The organism is Streptomyces sp. NPDC041970, assembly GCF_055588985.1.
On the sequence record NZ_JBVJCD010000080.1, the window covers coordinates 1 to 23,356 of the forward strand.

At 74.8% G+C, this 23,356-nt stretch carries 25 protein-coding genes; 9 read left to right on the forward strand and 16 right to left on the reverse strand.

Annotated features, from left to right (window positions below; genetic code table 11):
- Positions 1-143 precede the first annotated feature (143 nt).
- Positions 144-2,300, reverse strand: a complete 2,157-nt coding sequence (locus ACZ6EJ_RS25895; RefSeq protein ID WP_469270419.1) for a SpoIIE family protein phosphatase — start codon at positions 2,298-2,300, stop codon at positions 144-146.
- Between the two features lie 315 nt (positions 2,301-2,615).
- Here ACZ6EJ_RS25895 and ACZ6EJ_RS25900 point away from each other — a divergent pair, with 315 nt between their 5' ends.
- Entirely contained in the window at positions 2,616-3,704 is a 1,089-nt protein-coding gene (locus ACZ6EJ_RS25900; protein ID WP_469270420.1) for an enoyl-CoA hydratase/isomerase family protein, read from the forward strand.
- Positions 3,705-3,950: 246 nt separating this feature from the next.
- Here the strand turns inward: ACZ6EJ_RS25900 and ACZ6EJ_RS25905 are convergent, their stop codons facing one another.
- Together ACZ6EJ_RS25905 and ACZ6EJ_RS25910 are read right to left on the reverse strand one after the other, a co-directional pair.
- Positions 3,951-4,178: a hypothetical protein gene (locus ACZ6EJ_RS25905; protein ID WP_469270422.1), complete on the reverse strand. Its 228-nt coding sequence runs from the start codon at positions 4,176-4,178 to the stop codon at positions 3,951-3,953.
- A 32-nt stretch (positions 4,179-4,210) separates the two neighbouring features.
- Complete coding sequence (locus ACZ6EJ_RS25910; RefSeq protein WP_469270424.1) at positions 4,211-4,738, reverse strand: hypothetical protein; 528 nt, start codon at positions 4,736-4,738, stop codon at positions 4,211-4,213.
- Positions 4,739-5,045: 307 nt separating this feature from the next.
- Between ACZ6EJ_RS25910 and ACZ6EJ_RS25915 the strand changes: the two genes are divergently transcribed.
- Positions 5,046-5,888: a pentapeptide repeat-containing protein gene (locus ACZ6EJ_RS25915; RefSeq protein ID WP_469270426.1), complete on the forward strand. Its 843-nt coding sequence runs from the start codon at positions 5,046-5,048 to the stop codon at positions 5,886-5,888.
- Between the two features lie 66 nt (positions 5,889-5,954).
- Here ACZ6EJ_RS25915 and ACZ6EJ_RS25920 read toward each other — a convergent pair whose 3' ends face one another.
- The gene (locus tag ACZ6EJ_RS25920; protein ID WP_469270427.1) at positions 5,955-6,476 is read right to left on the reverse strand and encodes an SRPBCC family protein; all 522 of its coding nucleotides are present in this window, start codon (positions 6,474-6,476) and stop codon (positions 5,955-5,957) included.
- A gap of 220 nt (positions 6,477-6,696) precedes the next feature.
- Positions 6,697-7,356, reverse strand: coding sequence for an NADPH-dependent F420 reductase (locus ACZ6EJ_RS25925; RefSeq protein ID WP_469270428.1), 660 nt, complete (start codon positions 7,354-7,356; stop codon positions 6,697-6,699).
- A 478-nt stretch (positions 7,357-7,834) separates the two neighbouring features.
- Here ACZ6EJ_RS25925 and ACZ6EJ_RS25930 point away from each other — a divergent pair, with 478 nt between their 5' ends.
- Positions 7,835-8,176, forward strand: coding sequence for a hypothetical protein (locus ACZ6EJ_RS25930; protein WP_469270429.1), 342 nt, complete (start codon positions 7,835-7,837; stop codon positions 8,174-8,176).
- Between the two features lie 54 nt (positions 8,177-8,230).
- Here ACZ6EJ_RS25930 and ACZ6EJ_RS25935 read toward each other — a convergent pair whose 3' ends face one another.
- The 6 genes from ACZ6EJ_RS25935 to ACZ6EJ_RS25960 all read right to left on the reverse strand — a co-directional run bounded on the left by ACZ6EJ_RS25935 (position 8,231) and on the right by ACZ6EJ_RS25960 (position 13,188).
- Positions 8,231-8,608 (reverse strand): VOC family protein, encoded by a 378-nt coding sequence (locus ACZ6EJ_RS25935; RefSeq protein ID WP_469270431.1) that lies wholly within the window; start codon positions 8,606-8,608, stop codon positions 8,231-8,233.
- An 80-nt stretch (positions 8,609-8,688) separates the two neighbouring features.
- The gene (locus ACZ6EJ_RS25940) at positions 8,689-10,308 is read right to left on the reverse strand and encodes a sigma-70 family RNA polymerase sigma factor (protein ID WP_469270432.1); all 1,620 of its coding nucleotides are present in this window, start codon (positions 10,306-10,308) and stop codon (positions 8,689-8,691) included.
- 218 nt (positions 10,309-10,526) lie between these two features.
- Entirely contained in the window at positions 10,527-10,721 is a 195-nt protein-coding gene (locus ACZ6EJ_RS25945; RefSeq protein ID WP_469270433.1) for an antitoxin, read from the reverse strand.
- Positions 10,722-11,031: 310 nt separating this feature from the next.
- Positions 11,032-12,045 carry an MASE1 domain-containing protein gene (locus ACZ6EJ_RS25950; RefSeq protein WP_469270450.1) on the reverse strand — a complete coding sequence of 338 codons (1,014 nt, stop codon included), beginning with the start codon at positions 12,043-12,045 and terminating at the stop codon, positions 11,032-11,034.
- Positions 12,046-12,102: 57 nt separating this feature from the next.
- On the reverse strand, positions 12,103-12,936 hold the full coding sequence (locus tag ACZ6EJ_RS25955; protein ID WP_469270434.1) for a PP2C family protein-serine/threonine phosphatase: 834 nt from the start codon (positions 12,934-12,936) through the stop codon (positions 12,103-12,105).
- 72 nt (positions 12,937-13,008) lie between these two features.
- On the reverse strand, positions 13,009-13,188 hold the full coding sequence (locus tag ACZ6EJ_RS25960) for a hypothetical protein (RefSeq protein WP_469270435.1): 180 nt from the start codon (positions 13,186-13,188) through the stop codon (positions 13,009-13,011).
- Between the two features lie 211 nt (positions 13,189-13,399).
- On the opposite strand from ACZ6EJ_RS25960, the gene ACZ6EJ_RS25965 reads away from it, so the two are divergent.
- The 4 genes from ACZ6EJ_RS25965 to ACZ6EJ_RS25980 all read left to right on the forward strand — a co-directional run bounded on the left by ACZ6EJ_RS25965 (position 13,400) and on the right by ACZ6EJ_RS25980 (position 17,926).
- A complete protein-coding gene (locus ACZ6EJ_RS25965; RefSeq protein WP_469270436.1) occupies positions 13,400-13,669 on the forward strand; it encodes a hypothetical protein in 270 nt (89 codons plus the stop codon).
- Positions 13,670-13,877: 208 nt separating this feature from the next.
- A complete protein-coding gene (gene mptB / locus ACZ6EJ_RS25970) occupies positions 13,878-15,380 on the forward strand; it encodes a polyprenol phosphomannose-dependent alpha 1,6 mannosyltransferase MptB (RefSeq protein WP_469270437.1) in 1,503 nt (500 codons plus the stop codon).
- Positions 15,381-15,683: 303 nt separating this feature from the next.
- The gene (locus ACZ6EJ_RS25975) at positions 15,684-17,360 is read left to right on the forward strand and encodes an ABC-F family ATP-binding cassette domain-containing protein (RefSeq protein ID WP_469270452.1); all 1,677 of its coding nucleotides are present in this window, start codon (positions 15,684-15,686) and stop codon (positions 17,358-17,360) included.
- Positions 17,361-17,440: 80 nt separating this feature from the next.
- A complete protein-coding gene (locus ACZ6EJ_RS25980) occupies positions 17,441-17,926 on the forward strand; it encodes an AAA family ATPase (RefSeq protein WP_469270454.1) in 486 nt (161 codons plus the stop codon).
- A gap of 41 nt (positions 17,927-17,967) precedes the next feature.
- On the opposite strand, the gene ACZ6EJ_RS25985 is transcribed toward ACZ6EJ_RS25980, so the two are convergent.
- The 5 genes from ACZ6EJ_RS25985 to ACZ6EJ_RS26005 all read right to left on the reverse strand — a co-directional run bounded on the left by ACZ6EJ_RS25985 (position 17,968) and on the right by ACZ6EJ_RS26005 (position 22,157).
- Positions 17,968-18,192 carry a hypothetical protein gene (locus ACZ6EJ_RS25985; RefSeq protein ID WP_469270439.1) on the reverse strand — a complete coding sequence of 75 codons (225 nt, stop codon included), beginning with the start codon at positions 18,190-18,192 and terminating at the stop codon, positions 17,968-17,970.
- Between the two features lie 102 nt (positions 18,193-18,294).
- On the reverse strand, positions 18,295-18,915 hold the full coding sequence (locus tag ACZ6EJ_RS25990; protein ID WP_469270440.1) for a hypothetical protein: 621 nt from the start codon (positions 18,913-18,915) through the stop codon (positions 18,295-18,297).
- 122 nt (positions 18,916-19,037) lie between these two features.
- On the reverse strand, positions 19,038-19,658 hold the full coding sequence (locus ACZ6EJ_RS25995; protein WP_469270442.1) for an L-threonylcarbamoyladenylate synthase: 621 nt from the start codon (positions 19,656-19,658) through the stop codon (positions 19,038-19,040).
- 148 nt (positions 19,659-19,806) lie between these two features.
- The gene (locus ACZ6EJ_RS26000; RefSeq protein WP_469270443.1) at positions 19,807-20,823 is read right to left on the reverse strand and encodes a hemolysin family protein; all 1,017 of its coding nucleotides are present in this window, start codon (positions 20,821-20,823) and stop codon (positions 19,807-19,809) included.
- Positions 20,820-22,157, reverse strand: a complete 1,338-nt coding sequence (locus ACZ6EJ_RS26005; RefSeq protein WP_469270445.1) for a hemolysin family protein — start codon at positions 22,155-22,157, stop codon at positions 20,820-20,822. Before ACZ6EJ_RS26005 ends, ACZ6EJ_RS26000 begins: the two co-directional genes overlap by 4 nt.
- Positions 22,158-22,516: 359 nt before the next feature.
- Here ACZ6EJ_RS26005 and ACZ6EJ_RS26010 point away from each other — a divergent pair, with 359 nt between their 5' ends.
- Positions 22,517-22,951 carry a hypothetical protein gene (locus ACZ6EJ_RS26010; RefSeq protein ID WP_469270447.1) on the forward strand — a complete coding sequence of 145 codons (435 nt, stop codon included), beginning with the start codon at positions 22,517-22,519 and terminating at the stop codon, positions 22,949-22,951.
- A 120-nt stretch (positions 22,952-23,071) separates the two neighbouring features.
- On the forward strand, positions 23,072-23,254 hold the full coding sequence (locus ACZ6EJ_RS26015; RefSeq protein ID WP_469270449.1) for a hypothetical protein: 183 nt from the start codon (positions 23,072-23,074) through the stop codon (positions 23,252-23,254).
- Positions 23,255-23,356 lie beyond the last annotated feature (102 nt).

Sequence of the window (23,356 nt, forward strand, 5' to 3'; positions counted from 1 at the left end):
TGGGGGGGGGGGGGTTTTCCCCCCCCCCCTCCCCCCCCCCCCCCCCCCCCCCCCCCCCCCTCCCCCCCCCCCGCCTCCCCCCCCCCCCCCCCCCCCCCCCCCCCCCCCACCCCTCGCTGTTCGTCGCCACCCGTGCGACGGGTTCACTTCCCCGCGCTCATGGGCGGTGGCGCGGTCGGCGGGGCGGGAGGGCCGATCTCGCACCACACGGCCTTGCCCTCGCCGCGGGGTTCGATGCCCCACCGCGTCGCCACCGCGTCGAGCAGCAGCAGCCCCCGGCCCGACGTCGAGGTCTCGCCCGGCGTACGCCGTCGGGGCCACGCGCTCGAGCGGTCCTGGACCGACAACCGGATGCGCCGCACCGGCTCGGGCAGCACCTCCAGCGTCAGGACGGCCCCGCCCTCCGTGTGGAGCAACACGTTGACCAGCAGTTCACCCGTGACCAGCTCCGCGTCGTCGGCGAACGAGGCCAGGCCCCAGTCCGCGAGGGCCTGGCGCACGAACCGGCGGGCGTCCGACAGCCCCTCCGGGTCCGCCTGATGGATGTACTGGTGCAGCCGGGGCGCGTGCGAGGACCCCATGTCGGGGGACCGGCGCAGGACCAGGAGTGCGACGTCGTCCCCCGCCCCCCACCGCTCCCACAGGCGTTCCGACAGGTGGTCGGCCAGCGCCTCGGCCTCCGCGGGGCCGACGCCCACCTCGTGGCACAACGCGTCCACCCCCGTGTCCAGATCGGCTCCGGGCTCCTCGACCAGACCGTCCGTGTACAGCACGAAGGTCTCGCCGGGCACCAGATCGAGCCGGGTCTCCGGGTACTCCTCGTCCTGCAGATCCGTGGAGATGCCCAGCGGCAGCCCGCCGCGCACCTGCGGGTTGCCGACCCGCCCGTCCGCGTGGCGGATCAACGGGCCGAAGTGGCCGGCCCGGACGACCCGCACCGAACCCGAGACCAGGTCCACCTGAGCGTACGTGCAGGTGGCGAAGCGGTCGGTGTCCAGTTCCGCGAGGAAGCGGGAGGCCCGAGCCAGTACGGTGGCCGGCGGGTGCCCCTCGGCGGCGTACGCGCGCAGGGCGATGCGCAACTGGCCCATGATCGCGGCGGCGTGGGCGTCGTGCCCCTGGACGTCCCCGACGACCAGCCCGTAGCGGCTCTTGGGGAGGGGGATCACGTCGTACCAGTCGCCGCCGACCTGCCGACCGCTCCACGCGGCGTGGTAGCGCACCGCGATCTCGCCGCCCTCGATCTCCTGTATCCGGGAGGGGAGCATCGCGGACTGGAGCTGGGTGGCGAACTCCCGCTCCTCGTCGAAGAGCATCGCCCGCTGCAGGGACTGGGCGACGATGGCGGCGAGGCCCAGGCACAGAATGCGCTCGTCCGGATTGAAGACCGTGCGTTCGCGGTAGAACAGCGCGAGGCCGCCGAGCGACCGGGCCTGGGCCACCAGCGGGAGGTAGGCGGCGGCCCGGAACCCGAGCTTGCCCAGATGAGGCTCCAGCTCCGGATACCGCCGGGCCAGCGCGGACAGGGATGTGATGAAGCGCGGCCGCCCGCTGCGGATCGTGTCCGTCAGGGGCAGCTCGCGGTCCAGAGCCCCCGAGCCGAACCCGTCGAGCGCCTCCAGCGACTCGCCGCCGAGTGCGACGACGTTCACCGAGGAGTTCTCCACGAGCCCGAGGACGACCCCGTCCGCCCCCAGCGGGGCCAGCCCGCCGGGACCGGTGAGGGCGGCCGTCACATCGTCCACGGTGACAGCACGCGACATCGCTCTCGTTGTGCGTTCAACGATGTCGGTCTGGCGTTGCCGCCGCTTCTCCAGGTCGAGGACGAAGGCCGAATGGGTGACTTCCGCCGTCGCGTCCCGGACGATCCCCACGATCCGGTGCGCCCTCCCGTCCTTGGAGCGCAGGATGCGTGCCTGGACATGGGTCCACTGGGTGGCGCCGTCCTCCAGCGGTACGCGGAAGTGGACGCTGTAGGAGTTCTCGCCGCTGGTGACGGCCTCGTCGATCGTGACGTCGAGCCGGGCCCGCTCCGCCGGTTCCAGGTGGTCCAGCAGGGTCCCCGGCCGGCCGTCGAACGTCGCGGGGTCCGCGCCGAACACCATCATCCCGGCCTCGTCGATGTCCACGGTCCGGGTGTCGAGATCCCAGTCGAAGCTGCCGGTCCGGTTCATGGCGAGCCGTTCCGTCGGCCGGATCTCGCCGTTGGTCCTCCGGTCGGTCCGGTCGGTCCGGTCGGTCCGGTCGGCCTGGCGGGGCGGAGAGCCTTCGGCGTCCTGCCGCCGTTCGTCGTCGGTCATTCCTGCTCCGGAGGTCGTCCGGCGGGCCGTGCGTCGGCGCACCCCATAGGCCTCAATTGTCGAGCCCCCGGCACCGGAGTGCCACAGCGGCTCACGGTCCCGTGCGCCTCACCAGGGCGCACAGAGCCCCCTCGCCTCACAGGAGGCCCCCGCCGTCCCGGCGCCTGGTGCGCGGACCGCAGAATGGCGGGCACAGATCGCCCCCGACCGCCGGGACGGACGCCCGCCGCCCCGGACCCTCCAGGCTCCCGGCGCGCGCAAGGCCGCGTGCCCACGCGCCCACCTGTCCACGAGCCCACCGAGCGGAGTCCGAGCATGAACGACGACCGATCCGTCCTGCTGGAGACGCGCGGCCGCTGCCTGCGCATCACGCTGAACCGCCCCCGCGCCCTCAACGCCCTCAGCCACACCATGGTGCGCCGGCTCGACGAGGCCCTGACCCGTGCCGAACACGACGACGAGGTCGTCTCGGTGGTGCTGACCGGCGCGGGCGACCGGGGCCTGTGCGCGGGCGGCGACATCCGCGCCCTCCACGACGACGCCCGTGCCTCCGGCGGCGCTGCGGCGCTGCGGTTCTGGCGTGACGAGTACCGCTTGGACGCCCGCGTCGCCCGGTTCCCCAAGCCGTACGTCGCACTGATGGACGGCATCGTCATGGGCGGCGGCGTCGGGGTGTCGGCCCACGCCGGAATCCGTGTCGTCACCGAGCGCTCGCGCGTCGCCATGCCCGAGACCGGCATCGGCTTCGTGCCGGACGTCGGGGGGACGTGGCTGCTGTCCGCCGCGCCCGGTGAACTGGGCACGCACCTCGCGCTCACCGGACGCTCCGTGGGCGCGGCCGACGCCCTGCTGTGCGGCCTGGCCGACCACTACGTGCCGGCCGGGCGGCTGGCGGCCCTGGTCGACGCCCTGTCGGCGCCCGCCACACCCGCCGAGGTGGCCGCGGTCGTGCGGCGTTTCGCCACGGAGCCGCCCAGCGGTGCGCTCGCCGCCCAGCGCCCATGGATCGACGCCTGCTATGCCGCGCCCACCGTCGAGGAGATCGTCCGGCGGCTGCGGGACAGCGGCGCCCCCGAGGCGGTGGAGAGCGCCGCGGAACTCCTGACCAAGTCGCCCCTCGCCCTCAAGGTCACGCTCGCCGCCGTCCGCCGGGCGGGCCGGCTCGCGAGTCTGGAAGCCGTCCTCGACCAGGACTTCCGCGTCTCCAGCCGGGCTGTCGAACAGCACGACTTCGTCGAGGGCGTACGCGCCCGGATCATCGACAAGGACGGCGACCCGCGGTGGAAGCCGGCCACCCTCGCGGAGGTGGAGGACCGGCAGGTCGAGGGCTTCTTCGCGCCGCTCGGCCCCGAGGCGCGCGAACTCGGCCTCGCGTCCGGCCCGACGCCGCGCCCCACCCTGTAGGGCGACCGGCCCCGTGCCCGCCGGCCGAGCGCGGGCCGGGCCCCACCGCCGGGACGGGCGGGAGCGCCCCTCCGCGTCACCCCGCCCGACCGCCCCGACGACGTTCACCGGAGCGCGCGCCCCGCACGAGCACCGCCGACCGAGCGGACGCCCTCTTCGAGGGCGGGGGTCCGGCCGGAGGTACATCCAGGTCAGCGGCCGTACCGGACACAGACGCGCCCGCGAACCGGGACGCGGCCCCGCTCCCTACCTGTCGCTGCCGGACAGGCTCGGCTGCAGGGCGCGAACGAGCGCGAACAGCTTGTCCTCGTTGCCCGTCAGACCCGCGCTGCGCAGGGCGTGATCGGCCTCCCGCATCGGCGAGGCGAGCAGGGGCAGATACACCGGGGCCGCGTCCGGGTCCGCGAGCGCCGCACGGGTGGCCTCCAGCAGGCGGACGTACGCCTGCGCCGCGGCCAGCTCGTCCTTGTCCATCTCAGCATCTCCTCGTCAGAGGTGTCGGACCGTCAAGCATCGCCCATGGGTCTGACAACGCCGCCCTGGACGGGCCCGTGGCCTCCGGACCACCCCCTCGGCGGCTCCACCTCCAGGTGACGCCGCCGGCGGGGGCCCCGGTAGAGCAGCACCGTCCAACCGAGCCCGCGCAGAACCGCGGCGCACCCGGCCAACGCCTCCTCCTCGCCGTGCGCGGCACCGCTGCCGGGCGGGCCGGCCCACTCCACCCGCACCGACCCGGCCGACTCGCCCTCCAGCACCCGGTACCCGACCGCGACCCGGCGCCCGGACGCGTCGACGGCGGACGGAGGGGTCCCCGCGCTCTCCAGGGCCAACGCCACGGCCCGCACCGGCCGGTTCAGCTCCCACAGCGCCGGCACGGCCTCGGGATCGGGCCGCCCCGCACCGGTGAGGCGGCGGATCTGCAGCAGACCCTCGAAGGCGGCCCGCACCGAGGCCGTCCGCGCCGCGGCGGGTCCGGCGGCCGGTGGTCCGTCACCGGTGGCCGGTTCGAACCCGCTGCTCTCCTCGGCGCCCATGGGTCCCCCCTCGTGATGCGTACGCGCCCAGTGTGCACGGGGGACGACGCGTGCGCCGACGCGTCGTCCCCTGAAGCCGGTCCCGGCCACCCGTCGGAACACGGGCCCCGTCACCGGCCGACCCGAGCCCGTGCGCCCCCCCGGAGGAACACGAGCGCGGCACAAGGGCGAACACGTACGCGCGCGACGCGGGGGAGCAGGCGAACGCCATCGGGCACGTCCGGAGCGGCCCGTACCGCCGTCTCGTAAACTGGGCCCTTTCGCTGCCGAGCCTTACGCGCCGCCATCCACGCGAGGACCCGAATCCGTGCCCCTCAACGAACCGACCGCCGTGCCCGAGACCGCACGGGAGACCCTGCGCGCGGACTGCGCCAACTGCTTCGCGCTCTGCTGCGTCGCCCTCACCCTGACCGCCTCGTCGGACTTCGCGATCGACAAGGAAGCCGGTCGGCCCTGCCGCAACCTCCAGGACGACTTCCGCTGCGGCATCCACACCCGACTGCGGACCGAGGGCTTCCCCGGCTGCACGGTGTACGACTGCTTCGGCGCCGGTCAGAAGGTGTCCCAGGAGACGTACGGCGGCCGGGACTGGCGTTCCTCGCCCGACACCGCCGCCCAGATGTTCCAGGTGTTCCCCGTGATGCGCCAGCTCCACGAACTCCTGTGGTATCTCACCGAGGCCTTGGCGCTCCCCGCCGCCCGCCCTCTGCACCCGGAGATCCGCCGCGCCCTGGAGGCCACGGAGCGGCACACCGCGCGCCCCGCCGTCGACCTCGCGGAACTCGACGTCGCCGCCCACCGGGGCCGGGTGTCCGCTCTGCTCCGGCGTACCAGCGAACTCGTCAGGGCCGCCGCGCCCCGCCGCAAGAAGCGCGACCACCGCGGCGCCGACCTCATCGGGGCCCGGCTGCGCGGGGCCGACCTCCGGGGAGCGGATCTCCGCGGCGCGTATCTGATCGCCGCCGACCTCACCGGCGCCGACCTGCGCCTGGCCGACCTCATCGGGGCGGACTTCCGCGACGCCGACCTGCGCGACGCGAACCTCACCGGAAGCCTGTTCCTCACCCAGGCCCAGATCAACGCGGCCAAGGGCAACGCCGGAACGGCCCTTCCCGACGCCCTGAGCCGACCGGCGCACTGGACGGCCTGACGGCGGCGACCGGCGCACGGACGCGCCGCCCCGTGTCCGACCGGGCGACCCGGAGCCGCCCCCGCCTCACCCGGCGGCGGGCCCTGAAGCCGACGCCTCCAGGGCCGCCTTGAGACGTCGGAGGGTCGTCCGTATGTTGCCGCGCTGGAACTGGGCGAACGTCGTCCCGCCCGTCGCGGCCCGATCGAACGCGTTGGCGAGCGCATCCGGCCAGGAGCGTCGGTCGTCGGTCCAGGTCTCGGTGACCCGCGTCCCTCCCTCCACCGCCTCGAAGCGGTACTCCCAGGTGGCGATCGGCCCCGGCAGCCGAGGACGCCGCAGCCCGATGGCGTGGACCCGGAAGGCGAACCGCTCGCCCGGATCGGCGGCGGTCACCGTGCACCGCGTCGTCCAGCGGATCGGCCCGCGCTTGTTGCGGCCGTCGAAGACCATGCCGACGTACGCGTCCCGCCGACCGCCCCGCACGGTCGCCCCCCGGTTCTCCGGGCTCCACCGCCCCATCGCCGTGGGGTCGCTGACGTGGTCGTACACCTTCGAGGGCGGGGCGTCGATGACGATGCCGTCCTCGACGGACATGGTGCGGGACACGGCATGACTCCTTCTCCACGGCCGATGTCGGACCACTGCCAGGAGAAGGCCGGACCGTGCGGCCGCCATCCCGCGCCGCCCACCCTACGTGCGAGCAGGCCGGCGGGGAGGGGCGCCGGCCGGTCCCGGAAGGGCCTTCCGCTCCGCGAAGGGCCGCCCGGAGGCGAGCCGGTCCCCGCCCGGACGCGCCGGGGCAGGGCGGGAACGGGGTGCGCCGGGGTCAGGCGCGCCAGTCCGCCGTACGCTCCGGCGACGCCTCCGCGAGCGCCTTCACGATGGCGTCGACGCCGCCCCGGTTGCCGTACACCGGCGTACCGGGCTGCTGGCGCCAGGACTCGTCCAGGCCCCCGGCGTCGACGGTGTCGAAGCCCAGCTCGTCGATCAGGTCGCGCACGACCTGCTTGGCCGCCGCGTCGTCCCCGGCCACCGGAAGGGCCTGCCGGTCGGGTGCGCCCTGCGGACGGCCCCGGTCCAGGATGTCCTGGGCGTACGTCCCGTTGAACGCCTTGACCACGGGGTGGCCGATCTGCTGCTCCGTCCACCGGCTCTCGGCCAGGCCGTCCTCGATGGCGGCGATGCGGCCGTCGCGCTGCTGCGGGTAGTAGTTCCCGGTGTCGATGACCGCGACGTCCTCCGCCGCGCCGTCCAGGAAACCGGCGGGCAGGTCGGGCACGGCCTTGAGCGGGATCGTGACGACGACGACGCGGGCGCCCCGCGCCGCCTCGGACGCCGTCACCGGCGTCGCCCCCGTCTCCTCGGCGAGGGCGCTCAGCGTGTGGGGGCCGCGGGAATTGGCGACCGCGACCTCGTGGCCGAGAGCGGTCAGACGCCGTGTCAGATTGCCGCCGATGTTGCCCGCGCCGATGATGCCGATCTTCATGATGGGGACCTTTCGAAGCTTTCCGATGTGCTGTCGGGTGGTTCTGTCGGTTCCTCAACTCAGGCCCCGACAGTGAAATTCCAGGGCTGTGAGGAAATATCCGGACCCCGTCCGGACGTTGTTCTCCGGCTCGGGGTGCGGCGGACCGGCAACACGTCGTACGGCATGGGCCAGGCGGGTGTCCTTGCCGGTCGGTCCCGCCGGATCGGGGCGGATGTCCCACCGCCCCGATCGCCGGGCGGCCATTCTGGACGCCGAACGCGCGGGGGCCGTCGAGCGCAGGAACGGCGCCGTGACGGGTGGCGCCCTCCCACGCGGCAGCGGCTTTTCCCGGCGCCCGCCGTATTCGCTGTCGGCTTCGCTGTCGGCCGGAGGGAATGCGCGGGTCGGACGAACGGCGAAAGCGCGCGGGAATGCGGCCCACAACGCCGTCGGACCGTCGACGAGCCGCCACAGGAAGCGGGAAGAAGGAGAGCGCGTGGAGCCCGACCAGGAGAGCGTCCGGGGGCTGGCCCGACTGGAGGGCTTCCTGCTGTGGAACGCCGAGATCGAGGGCGCTCGTCGGCAGGCGCGGCGCTTCACCGATCGACTGCCCTGGCTGACCACCGCCCAGCGCGAGGACGTCGAACGGGTGTACCTCGCCGACCGGGTCGCCGTCTCCCGGCAGTCGCTCACCCGCGTCCGCGCCCGCGCGGACGAACTGCGCGAGGAGTACGGCGAGCGCTACGCACGCCTGCGGGCCCGCTGCGTCGCGGTGACGGCCGGGGCGATCGGCGCGGCGGCCGGCTTCTGCGCGGTGCTGGCGCTGCTCCAGCGCTGACCCGCCCGGACGCGCGCGCGACCCGCGTGGCGCCACCGGAGGGCCCGTCGGGGCTCAGTGCCGTACGAGGCAGAACGGGTGCCCGGCGGGATCGGCGTACACGCGCCAACCGCGCTGCCCGTCCCCGGCGTCCAGCAGGGAGGCTCCGGCCGCCATGACCTGCCCGTGGGCCGCCTCCAGATCCGCGACGGCGAAGTCCGGATGGAGCTGCTGGGGCACGTTTCCATCGGGCCGGTCCGGCGGCCGGTGATCCGCCACCCGTTGGAAGGCGAGCACGAGCCCGCCGGGCGTGTGCAGCGTGGACCAGTCCGCGCCGCAGGCCCACCGGCGGTCGGGACGGTCGGTCTCACCGCCCAGCAACACCGCGTAGAAACGGGCCAGTTCCCTCGGGTCGGGGCAGTCGAGCACCACGCACTCCAGTTCGGCGATCACCGGCGCATCCTACGGCTCGGCCGTTCCGCGCGGACGCCTCCCGGTTCGACGGCCGGCCCGGCCGATCCGCCCGCCACCGCTCAACGGGCCCCGAACTTCTGCGTCCACACCGGACCGCCGCCGGAGTCGTGTCGTCCCACGCCGATCTCCTCGAAGGAGCAGTTGAGGATGTTCGCGCGGTGCCCCGGACTGTCCATCCAGGCCCGCATCACCTCCGCCGGACTCCGCTGCCCCTTGGCGATGTTCTCGCCGTAGGTGGTCCACCGGTATCCGACCGCGCTGATCCGTTCGCCCGGTCCCGCGCCCTCCGGCGACGTGTGCGAGAAGTAGTTCCGGGCCGCCATGTCCGCGGAGTGCCGCCGCGCCGCCGCGGACAGCAACTCGTCGACGCGCACCGGGCCGCATCCCTCCTTCGCCCGCTCCGCGTTGACCAGCTCGGCGACCTCCCCGGCGACCCCCGCCGCGGCGCGGGGCGCGGGCGCGGGGGAGGGGCGCTCGGGGGCCGGCGGCGCGGTGCTGGGCGAGGACGCCGGGGCGCTTCTTTCCGGCCGGGCCGCCGGGGTGCGCGACGGGCTCGGCGACGGGGAGGCGGAGGGCGACGCCGTGGGCGACGCCTCGGGCGACGCGGACGCGGTCGGGGGCCTCGACGCGCTCGGGGACGGAGGGACGGGCGCGGCGAAGTCCGCACGGTGCGCCGGGGCGTCCGCGGTGACGGCGCCCGCCTCCCGCTCCCCGTCGTCGGTGTACAGGTGCACCGCGCCCCCGCCGGTGCCCAGGGCCGCGACCGCGACCACCGCGGCGACGGCAACGGTGCGGCGGCGCCGCCGCGTCCTGGCGCGCCTGCGCCCGGCGCGCCCCGCCCCGGCCGCGTCCTCCCCGGACGCCCGCGGATACGCGGCCGCGGAGAACCGTTCCGGCGCGAGGCCCGCCCCGGCCGCCGCCATCGGCACGAGGGCCAATCCCGCCAGCAGGCCCTCGGCGGGCACCAGCCCCGACCCGTGCCCGGAGCACACCGTGCAGTCGCGGACGTGGCGGGCCAGCCGCTTGCGCCACAGGGCGGACGGGACGCCGTCCCAGTCGGCGACGACGTCCACCAGCAGCACGCACCGCGGCTCGGTCGCCAGCGCGCCCACCACCGCCCTCGCCGTGTCCAACCGGGCCTTCATCCGCTGGACCCGTACGGCGGTGTGCTGCGGGGAGAGTTCGAGCGCGGCGGCCACCTCCGCCCGCGTCAGGTGCCCGGCGGCCTCCAGCCACCACAGGGACAGCAGGGCCCGGTCGTCCTCGTCCAGCCACCGCGTCGCCTCGGCCGCCTGCCGTCGCTGACCGCTCAGTCCGAGCTCCAGGACGGTCAGCTCGACGAAGTCGGCGCGCGGGTCCGGCAGGTCGTACGCGCGGTCCAGCGGGGCGGCGGGCCCGGCGTCCGTCCGCCGCTCCCGCCGGTGCCGGCGTATCTCGTTCATGGCTATCGCCACCAGCCAGGAACGGAACCGCTCGGGGTCGCGCAGTTCGGGCAGGCCGCGCAGTGCGCGCAGCACCGTCTCCTGGACCACGTCGTCGACGTCCGCGTGCCCCTCCAGCGCACGTCCGACCACGTTGTACAGCAACGGCAGGTACGCCGCGACGAGCCGGTCCCTGGCCCGCCGGTCGCCGCTCCGCGCCTCGGCGACCAAGGAGGCTGTCGGCTGGTCCTCGCCCATGCTGTGCTCACTCTTCCACGGTCCGGTGCTGTCACTGCCCACACTCGGGAGATGCGGGGCGGGCCGGACGATAACAAGAATCCGCCGACCGCCCCCGTTGCGCACCACCGGCTCGGGGGGGGGGGGCGGGGGGGGGGGGGGGGGGGGGGGGGGGGGGGGGGGGGGGGGGGGGGGGGGGGCGGGGGGGGGGCCCCCCCCCCCCCCCCCGGCGGCGCGGTTCAGGTGCGGGGCGGCCCGCCCTGGTCGCGGTCCGTCCCGAACTGCCGCTTCAGTCTGTCCTGGGCGGTGTCGACATGCTTCCGGTGCTTGCCCCCGGTCCGGCCGTCGATCATGTCTCCGGCCTTGTCGATGCCCCTGCTCGTCTGGTCCTCATGGCCCTTGAGCATCTTCTTGATCTTGTCCAGCACGGACATGCGTCTCCTCCTCGGCTCGGCGCCCCCACCCGTCCAGGGTCACCGCACCCGGCCCGCCCCGCATCCGCGCGCCGGCGTGCGCACGGTCCGCCCGCAGCCACGGGCGGCGGCGGGACGTGTGAACCCGCGGCTACTGGGCAGATACCGGTGACCATGAGGAGGTGACGGCAATGGGCCGCATCCGAGTCGTCGTCCGGCGTCCCCCGCCCCCGTCCGGGCCGCCGCCGCTGGACCTGCGCACCCCGTCCGGCCGTCCGCTGCCGTACTGACCTCTGCCCCCCGCACCCTCGGCCGAGCCCCGTCCGGGCGCTCAGCGGTCCCGGTGCGAGCCCCCGCCGAGGCGGCCCTGCCCGTAGGCGGGGCGCGCCGGGGCGGCCTTCGGCAGCGGGGCGAGCTGCTCCACCAGCGCCTCCAGCTCCTCGACGGCGTACTCCGTCTCGCGGCGGATGCTCCGGTGCTCCGCGACGATCGCCCCGAGCAGCAGCGCGGTGAGCGCCACCGACCCGTTGAACAGCGTCAGGTTCACCATGATCTCCATCAGGCTGTGGCCCGCGAAGGGGCCCAGCGCGTCCGTGCCCGCGAGCACGGCGAGCACCGAGACGACCAGCGCGGCCGGCGCGCTGCCCGCCAGTTCGAAGCGCAGCGCTCCCCAGACGACCACGGGGAAGACCAGGTAGATCATCGAGAGCGGACTGCGCGTCGCGATCACCGAGACCGCCGACACGACCGCCGCGAAGACGCAGGCTTCCGGCCACCGGTCGCTCAACCGGGGCCGCCGCGCCCGGCGCAGGACGAGCAGGACGGGGGCGACCACCAGCACCCCCATCACGTCCCCCGCCCACCACGACGACCAGACCAGCCAGAACCGGCCCGGCGGAACCTTGTCCTCGAACAGCAGCGTCAGACCGCCGACGGTCGCGCTGATCAGCATCCCGGCGAACGCGCCGAGGAAGACCAGGCAGACGCCGTCCCGCAACCGGGCCAGCTCGACGCGGAACCCCGCCCGGCGCAGCATCCAGCAGGAGGCGAGCGGGGCGGCCGTGTTGCCGAGCATGATGGCGAGGCGGCCCGTGTCGAAGGAGTCGCCGATGCCGGCGACGGTGGCCAGCGTGCCCAGCGCGATGCCCGGCCATACCCGTACGCCCAGGGTCAGCAGTGCGGCGAGCGCGATGCCGGTGGGCGGCCACAGCGGTGTGACGACGGCGCCGTCCAGCACCACCTGCCGCGTCAGCCCGAGCCGACCCGACAGGTAGTAGGCGGCGGCCACGCCCAGGACCTGTGCCGCGTACCGGGCCCGGCGTCTGGCTTCCTCGCTGCGGATCACAGCCCTCATCAGACACCGGCCCCGTCGGAGGCGCCGGGTGACACGCGCGGCGCGGCGTCAACGCGGCGGCCGGCGGGCCGCGTCGTGCCGCAGGACGAGCACGGCGGCGTCGTCCTCGTGCCCTGTGGGCTCCGACACGTCCAGGACGGCGTCGGCCAGCAGCTCCGCGCTCGCCCCCGCGTGCTCGGCGACCAGCCGCCGGACCTGGTCCAGGCCGTCCTCGATCAGCAGCGAGGGGCCCTCCACGACCCCGTCCGTGAGCAGCACGATCACGCCGTCGCATTCGAGGACGCGCCGGGTCACCGGGTACGCCTCGCCGGGGCCGATGCCCAGCGGCATACCGCCCGCGTCCTCCGTGACGCCCGACCGCCCGTCCGCGGTGGCCCAGACGCAGGCCACGTGTCCGGCGCGGGCGCTGTGCAACTCCCAGGTCACAGGGTCCAACCGCAGGAACGTGCAGGTCGCGAAGAGCCCGGAGTCCACGGAGAGCAGCAGGTCGTTGGTCCGGCCCAGGATGTCGCCCGGATCGGACGCCGTGGCGGCGATGGCCCGCATCGCGATCCGCACCTGTCCCATGAACGCGGCCGCCTCGACGTCATGGCCCTGTACGTCGCCGATGGCGAACCCGAGGGCGCCGTCCGCGAGCGCGAAGCCGTCGTACCAGTCGCCGCCGATGTCGAGGCCGCTGCGTGCCGGCGCGTAGCGGGCCGCCGACTGGAGGCCGGGGAGCGCGGGCAGGGACACCGGGAGCATCTCGCGCTGGAGGGCCTGCGCCAGCTCCACCCTCGCCCGGTGGAACTCCACCTCCCGCCGGGCACGGGCGGTGAGGCTGTGCAACGTGTTGAGCAGGTCCTCGGCGCTGTCCGAGCGGGAAGGCCGACGCCGGTCCATGGGCTGCTCCCCGGTGCGTGCGTCTCTGCATCGTACGGCGGGCGTGCCGGAGCGGCGACCGGACACCGGCCGTCAGGGCCGGCCGCGGAGCGGGGTGATCCCGCCGCAATGGTGCGGCGCCTCCTGCTTCACCCACCGGACGACCTCGACGAACGGGCCCTCCGCACCGCTTCCGCCGGGGTACGTGCTGTGGCCGACGGCGTCGAGCAGGGCCGCGTGCCGCGCCGCGCACGCGGACTCCGACGCGGCCACGGCGCGCGGGCGGCGTCGAACCGTTCCAGCAGCGGGGCCGGGAGGGGAGCAGGGCCATCTGCGGAGCGTGCCCCGGAAGGGCGGTCGCCCGCGCGGCCTCGCCGGCGGCCGGTCGGGCGGGCCGGACACCAGGGGGGGGCACGGCCGCCTGCGGTGGCCGGATGGACGCCCGTACCGAGCCGTTGTCAGTGCTCGGTGGGATGCTGCCCGCATGGACGAGCTGATGAGGCAGCGACGGGTGTACGGCGCCGATCACGACGACCCCCACCCCGGCCCGAGGCCGGGGCACGACTACCGCGAGCTGGTCGGCGGACCGCTCGACGGACTGCTGCTGGACGTGACCGGCTGGGGCGAGGCGGAGCTGCGCGACGGGGTGGGACTGGTCACCGAGATCGGCGCCTACGGGCCGGGGGGCCGTGCCGAGTACGGCCCCCGTGCCCCGGACAGCCACCAGTGGGACTGGCGCGGCGACGTGCGGTGACGGCGCGGCGGACCGGTCGGGGCGTCTGCGGCGCACCGGCGGAGGCCGGCGACCGGTACGGCCGACGGCGCGGCGGCCTCCGAGCCGCCCCGCCCCACCGCACCGCCGGTGGAGCCCCGCACCCGCGCGCGTCGGGGCGGGCGCCCCGGTTCCGGGAAGCCGGGGAGGGGTGCGGGAGGAGGCCGGCCGTCCGATAGGTTGGCCCGTCATGTGGGCTTTGAGCGCGGTCGGGCACCGCTGGACGGGTGCGGCGGGTTCCCTGGCGATCGCCGCGGGCGGCTGGTTCTCCGGCAAGCTGCCGGCCCACGACCCCTGGGGCCTGTGGACGGACCACGGGTCCGCCGTCCGTACCGCCGCGGCCGTCCTCGCGTACGCCGGGCTGACCGTCCTCCTCGTCGCCTGGTGGCAGTACGGCAAGAGGGCCGTGTCCGTCCGCGACACCCTCGTCACCCTCGCCTGGTGGACGGCGCCGTTGCTGCTCGCGCCCCCGCTCTACAGCGCCGACGTCTACAGCTACATAGCCCAGGGGGCGATGGTGCTGGAAGGGCACGACGTCTACAGCGTCGGCCCCTCCTCCCTCGACCCCGCCGGCATCGGCGGCGACGCGGCCGCGAGCGTCGGCCACCACTGGCGCGACACCCCCGCCCCCTACGGTCCGCTCTTCCTCCTGCTGTCCGCCGCCGTCGCCCGGACCACCGGCGGCACGATCGTGCCCGCCGTCCTCGCCATGCGGCTCATCTCCCTCGCCTCGCTGGTCCTGATCGTCTGGGGCCTGCGCCGCCTGGCGCGCGAGCACGGCCGCGGTGAGAGCCGCGCCCTGTGGCTCGGAGCCCTCAACCCGCTGCTGCTGATGCACGTGGTCGGCGGGATGCACAACGACGGACTGATGATCGGCCTCATGCTCGCCGGTCTGGTGCTCGCCCTGCGCGGCCGGTGGGCCGCGGGCAGCGCCCTCGTCGGGCTCGCCATGATGGTGAAGTCCCCCGCGGCCGTGGCGCTCCTGTTCATCGGAGTCCTCGTGCACGCGTCCGCGACCGGCTCCCGGACCCGCCGCTGGGCCAAGGGGCTCCTCGCGCCCGGCCTCACGGCCTGCGCGGTCGCCGGCGGGGCCACACTGATCAGCGGCACCGGCTTCGGCTGGCTGACGACCCAGGGCGTCGCCGCCAACATCCACACCGCCCTCTCCGTCCCCAGCGACCTCGGCCTCGCACTCGGCGAACTGCTGCGGCTGCTCGCGGGCGTCGACCCCGTGCCGGTCAAGTCCGCCGTCCAGACCCTCGGCCTGGCGACCGCGCTCGTCCTGATCGTCCTGCTGGCCCGGCGCTCCATGACGGGCGCGGTCAGGCCCGTGCACGCTCTGGGCCTCGCGCTGCTCGCCCTCGTGGCCCTCTCGCCCATGGTCCAGCCCTGGTACCTGCTGTGGGGCATGGCGGTCGTCGCCGCCACCGAGCACTACGGCCGCGCCACCGCCGTCCTGACCGTCCTGTCGGCGGCGCTCGTCTACGAGACCCACCCCACCGGCTCCACCCCGCCCTACGGGTTCGCCCTGGCGGCCCTCGCCGCCGTCCTCGGCGCCCTCGCCATCCGCAGGAGCCCCGTCGTACCGCCCGGCCTCCGGCTGCCCGCGCCGCGTACGCCGGCGGGCGGTGACGACGACCGGGCGGCCCCCGCGCCCGCCGCCCCGGCCCCCTCGCCGCAGAGCGCCCCCTAGAAAAGACCTCGACGCCCCGCGGGAGGCTCGGTTACGCTGGCGGGGTCCTGTCGTCTCCGATAGAGGTGGACGTTGCGCATCTGAGGTCCGCGATCATCGCGCGGTACGGCCCTGGCCCGTACACGGTCACGACGCTGTCGGCATCTCTGCCGCCCGTGGCTCCCGCGTGGATGCGACCTCGGTGCTGAGCCGTTCCCGCCTTTCACAGGACCGCTCACCCACCTCCCCTCCCGGCCCGGTCGCCGCGTGCTGTTCGCATACGAAGCCCCCCGCCCCTCCCGCTTCCGCGACTGCGAGAACCACATGAGCCATCCCACCGCGCCCAGCGCCTCCGCGACCGTCTCCCACCTCACCCACCAGTGGCCCGACGGCACCCGCCTGTTCGACGGCCTCTCCCTCACCGTCCCCCGCGGCCGCACCGGTCTGGTCGGCGCCAACGGCGCCGGGAAGTCGACCCTGCTGCGCCTGCTCGCCGGCCGGCTGCGCCCCGCCCAAGGCTCCGTCGCCATCGGCGGGAACCTCGCCTACCTGCCCCAGAACATCACCCTCGACACCGACCTGCGCGTCGACGCCGCCCTCGGCATCGCCGAACGGCGAGCCGCCCTGCGCGCCATCGAGTCCGGAGACGTACGGGAGGAGCACTTCGAGACGGTCGGCGACGACTGGGACGTCGAGGAACGCGCCCTGGCCACGCTCGGCTCCCTCGGACTCGACGGCATCGAGCTGGACCGCACCGTGGGCCGGCTCTCCGGCGGGCAGACCGTCCTGCTGCGCCTGGCCGCCCTCCTGCTGGAACGCCCGGACGTCCTCCTCCTCGACGAACCCACCAACAACCTGGACCTCTTCGCCCGCCGCCGGCTCCACGACGCCGTCGACTCCTGGCGCACCGGCATCCTCATCGTCGTCAGCCACGACCGGGACCTCCTGGAACGCGTCGACCGCATCGCCGAACTGCGCTCCGGCTCGGTGCGCTGGTACGGAGGCGGGTGGTCCGCCTACCAGGAGGCCCTCGCCACCCAGCAGGAGGCGGCCGGGCGCACCCTGCGCGCCGCCGAGGCCGACGTACGGCGCCAGCAGCGCGAACTGGAGGAGACCCGCACCAAGGTGGCCCGCCGCCAGCGCCACGACAAGAAGCTGGACGCCCAGCGGCGCGCCCCGCGCATCGTCGCGGGCGAACGCAAACGCTCCGCCCAGGAATCGGGCGACCGGCTGCGCGGGCTGCACGAGGACCGCCTCGACGAGGCCCGCGAACGCCGCGAGGAGGCCGCCGAGGCCATCCGCCAGGACGCCGAGATCCGGGTGGACCTGCCCCACACGGCGGTGCCGGCCGGCCGCACGGTGCTGACCGTACGGGACCTGAGCCTCGCCCACGGGCGGCTGCGCGAGGGCAGCCTCCAGGTGCGGGGACCCGAGCGCATCGCCCTGGTCGGCCGCAACGGGGCGGGCAAGACGACCCTGCTGCGCACACTGACCGGAGAACTGGCGCCGCGCTCCGGCGAGGCCGAGGCGTTCGTCCCGCTGAAGTTCCTGCCCCAGCGGCTCGACGTCCTCGACGACACGCTGAGCGTCGCGGAGAACGTCGCCCGCACGGCCCCCGGCACCACCGACAACCAGATCCGCTCCCAGCTCGCCCGCTTCCTCTTCAAGGGGGCCCGCGCCGAGCAGCCGGCCGGCACGCTCTCCGGCGGCGAGCGCTTCCGGGCCGCCCTCGCGGCGACGATGCTCGCCGCCCCCGCGCCGCAACTCCTCCTGCTGGACGAACCGACCAACAACCTCGACCTGGCCAGCGTGCGGCAGTTGACCACGGCCCTGGAGTCCTACGAGGGCGCCCTCGTCATCGCGGGGCACGACCTGGCGTTCCTCGAGTCCGCGGGCATCACCCGCTGGATCCTGCTGACCGACCGGTTCACGGAGACCAGCGCCGAGGAGGTGCGCGACCTGCTGGAGAACGGGGAGAGCACCCCGGTGGGCACGGCATGACCGGGCGGCGGCACACCGACGGAGAGGAGAGCCGCGTGGACGCCGACCTCGGCCCCTGCGTCGTGCTGATCACCGGAGTGATGGCCTCGGGGAAGTCCACCGTCGCCCAACTCCTGGCGGAACGCCTGCCGCGGGCCGTCCACGTGCGCGGGGACGCCTTCCGCCGCATGATCGTCTCGGGCCGCGCCGACATGACGCCCGAGGAGACGGCGGCGGCGCGGGGACAACTCGATCTGCGCCGCCGGATCTCGGCCCTGGTCGCCGACGCCTACGCGGACGACGGCTGGACCGCGGTCGTCCAGGACATCGTCCTCGGCGAGGACCTGACCCGGTTCGCGGACGAGGTGCGCACCCGCCCGCTGCACCTCGTCGTCCTCGCGCCCTCGCCGCAGGCCGTGCGCGAGCGGGAGCGGACGCGGGCCAAGAAGGGGTACGGCGACTGGACGGTGGAGGCGTTCGACACGTACCTGCGGACCCGCACGCCGCGTGTCGGGCTGTGGCTGGACACCACCGACCAGACGCCGGAGGAGACCGTGTCGGCCATCCTCGACGGCCTGCGGCGGTGACGGCGGGGCGGGCGCGGCGCGCCTCCGGGGCGTACAGGCGCTCAGGCCGCCTCATAGCGGTGGGCCCGCCCGCCCCGCCACTCCACCCAGACCGGGTTGTCGAGAATCCGCTCCGGTTCCTCCAGACCGGCCTCGGCCAGGAACACGATGACGTCGCCGTCGCTGTGGGCCAGCCCGAGTATCTCGTCCCGGCCCTCGTAGTGCACGGTCACCCGGCGGCCGCCCGAAGGGGTCGGCCGGTGGATGACGATCGGGGGATTCGCCATGGGTCCACCCTGCGACGCGCCCACCGGGCTCGCATCCCCGGCCCGGCCGATCCCGGACCGCCGCTCCGCACGCCGCCGTCCCCCGGCGGCGTGCCCGGCCGCTCAGCGGGGCGCCGCTCGCAGTTCCACCGTTGTGGTGACGCGGACGACGGAGGGCCTGCGCGGGGCGGACCCGAACCCGAAGGAGACGGGCGGGTCGAGCGGGGCGAGCGCACCCAGCCCCACGCCGTCCCAGGCGGCGTCCGCGTCCCGCACGGAGCGCAGGCCGCGCGCCCCGTACCACTCCCGCCGCCCGGAACCGGCGCTTCCCACCGTGCGCACGCCGGGCATCAGCAGCCGCGCCGGCACGTCGCAGAGCCGTGCCCAGAGGGGGCTGCGGACGAGGGGGGCCGGCACGGCGGACAGCAGCAGCCCGAGCGCGGTCCGCCGGCCGACGCGCAGCCGCAGGCGCAGCGGGCCCGCCTCCACGAGCCAGGCGTCGCGGGAGACGGCGACCGCCACGGGGACCACCTCGATCCGGTCGAAGCGGTAGGTGGCGGCGACGAAGTCCGCGACGGTCCGGGAGGGGGCGAGCAGGACGCGCTCGCCGTCGGCGCGCTCGACCATGACGTCGCTGAACGGCCCGAACGGGGAGCGCGGCCAGTGCCCCACGACCAACCGGACGCCCGAGGACGTCCCCGCACCGGCGATCCATCCGTCGAACCGCAGTCGCTCACCCGTCATGCCCACCACTCTCCCGCCGCCGCGCACGCGACCGCGTATCCCGGACCACGGGTCGGACAGGAGGGCCCCGGCGAGTGCCCCGCGCCACCCGGACGGGGCAGCGGCCCCACCAGCGGAGCGGACTACTCGAAGCGGGCCGGGTCCCCGGCGCCGCGGCGCACGATCTCGACCTCGCCGCCGGAGAAGTCGACGACCGTCGTCGGGGAGGTCCCGCACTCGCCCGAGTCCAGCACGGCGTCCACCTCGTGGTCGAGCCGCTCCTTGATCTCCCAGCCCTGCGTCAGCGGCTCCTCCTCGTCCGGCAGCAGGAGGGTGCTGGACAGCAGCGGCTCGCCCAGTTCGGTGAGCAGCGCCTGGGTCACCACGTGGTCGGGGATGCGCACGCCGACCGTCTTCTTCTTCGGGTGCAGCAACTGGCGGGGCACCTCCTTCGTCGCCGGGAGGATGAAGGTGTAGCTGCCGGGCGTCGCGGCCTTGATGGCACGGAAGACGTCGTTGTCCACGTGGACGAACTGCGCCAGTTGCGCGAAGTCGCGGCACACCAGCGTGAAGTGGTGGCGGTCGTCGAGGTGGCGGATCGACCGGATGCGGGCGATGCCGTCGCGGTTGCCCAACTGGCAGCCCAGCGCGTAGCAGGAGTCGGTCGGGTACGCGACGAGCGCACCGGAGCGGATGCTGTCGACCACCGTGCTGATGGTGCGCGGCTGGGGGTTTGCGGGGTGCACGTCGAAGTACTTGGCCATCCGGCGAGTTTACGTGCTGGGGCTGGGCGCGTACGGGCCCGGTCGGGCGGGACGCACGGAGGCGGCCCGCCGCGCGGGGAGCGCGACGGGCCGCCTCGTGCGCTGCCGCGCCATGGGGCGGAGCGGCGGATGCGGGCTGCGGGGGCGGTCAGACCGCGGCGGCCCCCACCAGCTCGTCCAGGACGTCCTCCATCGTCACGAAGCCGATGACCGTGCCCCGGCCGCCGGCGACGGCGGCGAGGTGCGTGCCCGCGGCACGCATCGCGGTGAGGGTGTCGTCGAGCGGGGTGTCGATCTCGACCCGGATGACGGGGTGTATGGCGCTCGTCGGCAGCGGCTTGGTGCGCTCCGCGACGCCGAGCGCGTCCTTGATGTGGAGGTAGCCGAGAATGCCGTCGTCCGGTCCGGTGACCGGCAGCCGGGAGAAGCCCGAGGAGACCGCCGCCCGCTCCAGGCCCTGCGGGGTGATGCCGAGGTCGACGGTGATGATCCGGTTCAACGGGACCATCACCTCGCCGACCGGCCGGGTCCCCAGCTCCAGGGCGTCGCGCAGGCGCTCGCCGTCGGCGGGGGCGAGCAGTCCGGCGTCGCTGGAGTCCTTGACCAGCCGGACGAGCTGGTCGTCGGTGAACACCGAGGAGACCTCGTTCTTGGGCTCGACCTTGAGCAGCCGCAGCAGCGTGTTGGCGAAGGCGTTGATGCCGAAGATGACCGGGCGCAGCGCCCGTGTCAGGGCCACCAGGGACGGCCCCAGCGCCAGGGCGGTGGCGACCGGGGCGGCCAGCGCGATGTTCTTGGGGATCATCTCCCCGATGAGCATGTGCAGGTACGTCGCCAGGGTCAGCGCGATGACGAACGCGATCGGGTGGACCAGCGGGTCCGGCACGCCGACCGCGTCGAACGGCGGCTCCAGCAGATGGGCGATGGCCGGTTCCGCGACGGCCCCCAGCACCAGCGAGGAGATGGTGATGCCGAGCTGGGCGGTGGCCATGGCGGCCGAAAGGTGCTCGAGGCCCCACAGGGCGCTCCTGGCGCGGCGGCTGCCCTGCACGGCGTGCGGTTCGATCTGGCTGCGGCGCACCGAGATGAGGGCGAACTCCGCGCCGACGAAGAAGGCGTTGGTCAGGAGCGTGAGCGCGCCGATGGCGAGCTGGAGCGCGGTCATCGGGCGTCCTCCTTCACGAGGGCCGGCGTCGGGGCGGGCGCGGTGATGCGGACCCGGTCGGCCCGGTGGTGCTCGATGTCGAGCACGTCGAACTGCCAGCCGTCGACGTCCAGCCGGTCCGTGCGGACGGGGATGCGGGCCAGCCGCGTGGCGAGGAGGCCTGCGAGCGTCTCGTACGGGCCCTCCGGCGCGCGGAAGCCGATCCGGTCGAGCTGGTCGAGGCGGAGGCTGCCCTCGGCCTCCCACACGGGGCGGCCGTCGCCGAGCGGTTCGACCGGCGCGAGGTCGGGGCGCTCGTGGGGGTCGTGCTCGTCGCGCACCTCGCCGACGACCTCCTCCACGATGTCCTCGACGGTGGCGACCCCCGCCGTTCCGCCGTACTCGTCGATGACCACGGCCATGGTGCGGTGCTTGCGCAGGTGCGCGAGCAGCCGGTCGACGGGGAGCGAGTCCGGCACGAGCAGCGGCTCGGTGGCCAGCGCCGTCACCGGGGTCCGGGCCCGCTCGGACTCGTCCAGGGCGAGGACGTCGCGGATGTGGACGGTGCCGATGACGTCGTCCAGGCTGTCGCGGTAGACGGGGAACCGGGAGAGGCCGGTGGCCAGGGTGAGGTTGGCGGCGTCGGCGGCCGTGGCACGCGCCTCCACGGCCCGCACGTCCACGCGCGGCGTCATCACGTTCTCGGCGGACAGCTCCGCCAGGTGCAGGGTGCGGACGAACAGCTCGGCCGAGTCCTGCTCGATGGCGCCCTCGCGGGCGGAGTGCTGGGCGAGGGCGATCAGCTCCTGCGGCGTGCGGGCCGAGGCCAGCTCCTCCGCCGGCTCCAGGCCCAGCCGCCGTACGGCGCGGTTCGCGGTGTTGTTGAGGTGCCGGATCAGCGGGGCGAAGCAGGCCGTGAAGACCCGCTGCGGCCCGGAGACGACCTTGGCGACCGCCAGCGGGTTGGAGATCGCCCAGTTCTTGGGGACCAGCTCGCCGACGACCATGAGGACGACGGTGGAGGCGGCCACGCCGAGGAGCGTGGCGACCGTGGAAACGGCCCCGGCCGGAAGGCCGACGGCCCCCAGCGGGCCGCGCAGCAGCACGGCGAGGGACGGTTCGGCCAACATGCCGATGACCAGGGAGGTCACGGTGATGCCGAGCTGGGCTCCGGAGAGCTGGAAGGTGAGCCGCTTGGCCGCCTTCAGCGCGCTCTCGGCGCCGCGCTCACCCGCCTGTGCCGCGCGTTCCAACTCACTGCGCTCGATGGTGGTCAGCGAGAACTCGGCCGCGACGAACACCGCGCAGGCGAGCGTCAGCCCGAGGGCGAGGAGGAGCAGGACCACTTCGCTCACCGTGTCACCTCCGTCCCCTGGTGCGCCGGGGTGGGGATGACACGGTTCGTACTGGGAGGCTCACCCATTGCGGGACCGCAGCTCCTTCTCTCTCTGTTCGGTCCGTCGGGACCGGCGGTGGGAAACGGGCAGAACCCGCGCAGCCCATAGTAAAGGGAGCGCAAAACGATGCGGTAGTGCCCCGTGTCACACCCGCCCCCTACCGGGGAAGCCCCGGCGCGAACGTTGACGCGCCGGGGCAGGCTCCGGAGGGCGGCGGAGCGGTCCGTGGTCCGTCCGGGCGGAGCGGGGCACGAAGGACGCCGTCCGGGGTAGGAAGGGGGAACCGCAACGTCGCCCGCATGACGGCAAGGAGGCCCATGAACGCCGAGACCCGCCCGCCCGACCCCCGGCACCAGCGTCCCGAGGGCGTCACCGACGAGACCGTCGAAGCGCTCGGCGCGCTCTCCAAGGCGCTGGAGACGGCCGAACGCGCCCGCGGCGCGCTCTACGACTTCCACCAGCTCACCGGCACGGCCGACCTCGCCCTCGACGACGCGGTCCGCCTGCTGCGCGAGGCGGGGCACGGGCCGCAGGCCGACCAGGTCGCCCGCGAGATCCTCGGGCGCAACGTCATCCCCGGCCACTGGACGTTCCAGATCGTCGAGGAGTACAACGCCACGTACTACGAGCCGTTCCGCGCCGTCGAGCGGCGGATCAGGCAGGAGCTCGCCGACGGCCGCGACCACCTCTACGAGGCCGAGATGAAGGAGGCCCGGCGGACCGAGGGGCACCCCGACCACGCCGCCGAATGACGGCTCCGCCCCGGCCTCGCGCGCCCCGGCGCGCCGTGGCCGAAAGTAGAGGGCGCGGCGGGGGCCTACGTCCGGGCGCCGGGGGCATACGGAGGTCATCGCCCGGAAGGAGCACCTCTCATGCTCGGCATAGCCGCCGCAGTACTGTTCTTCATCGCGTTCCTGATCAACGCGGCCGACATCGCCACCAACGACGTGTTCGCGTCAGGCAACGTCATGCTGCTCGGCCTCATGCTCCTCGCCCTCCATGTGTCGGGCATCGCCGCCGGCCGCGGGTCGGGCGGAGGCTACCGCCGGAACTGACGGCACCGCGCACCGGGGGGGGGGAAGGGGGGGGGGGGGGGGGGGGGGGGGGGGGGGGGGGAGCAGAAACGACCGCCACGACCACCTTCGCACAGCCACCCC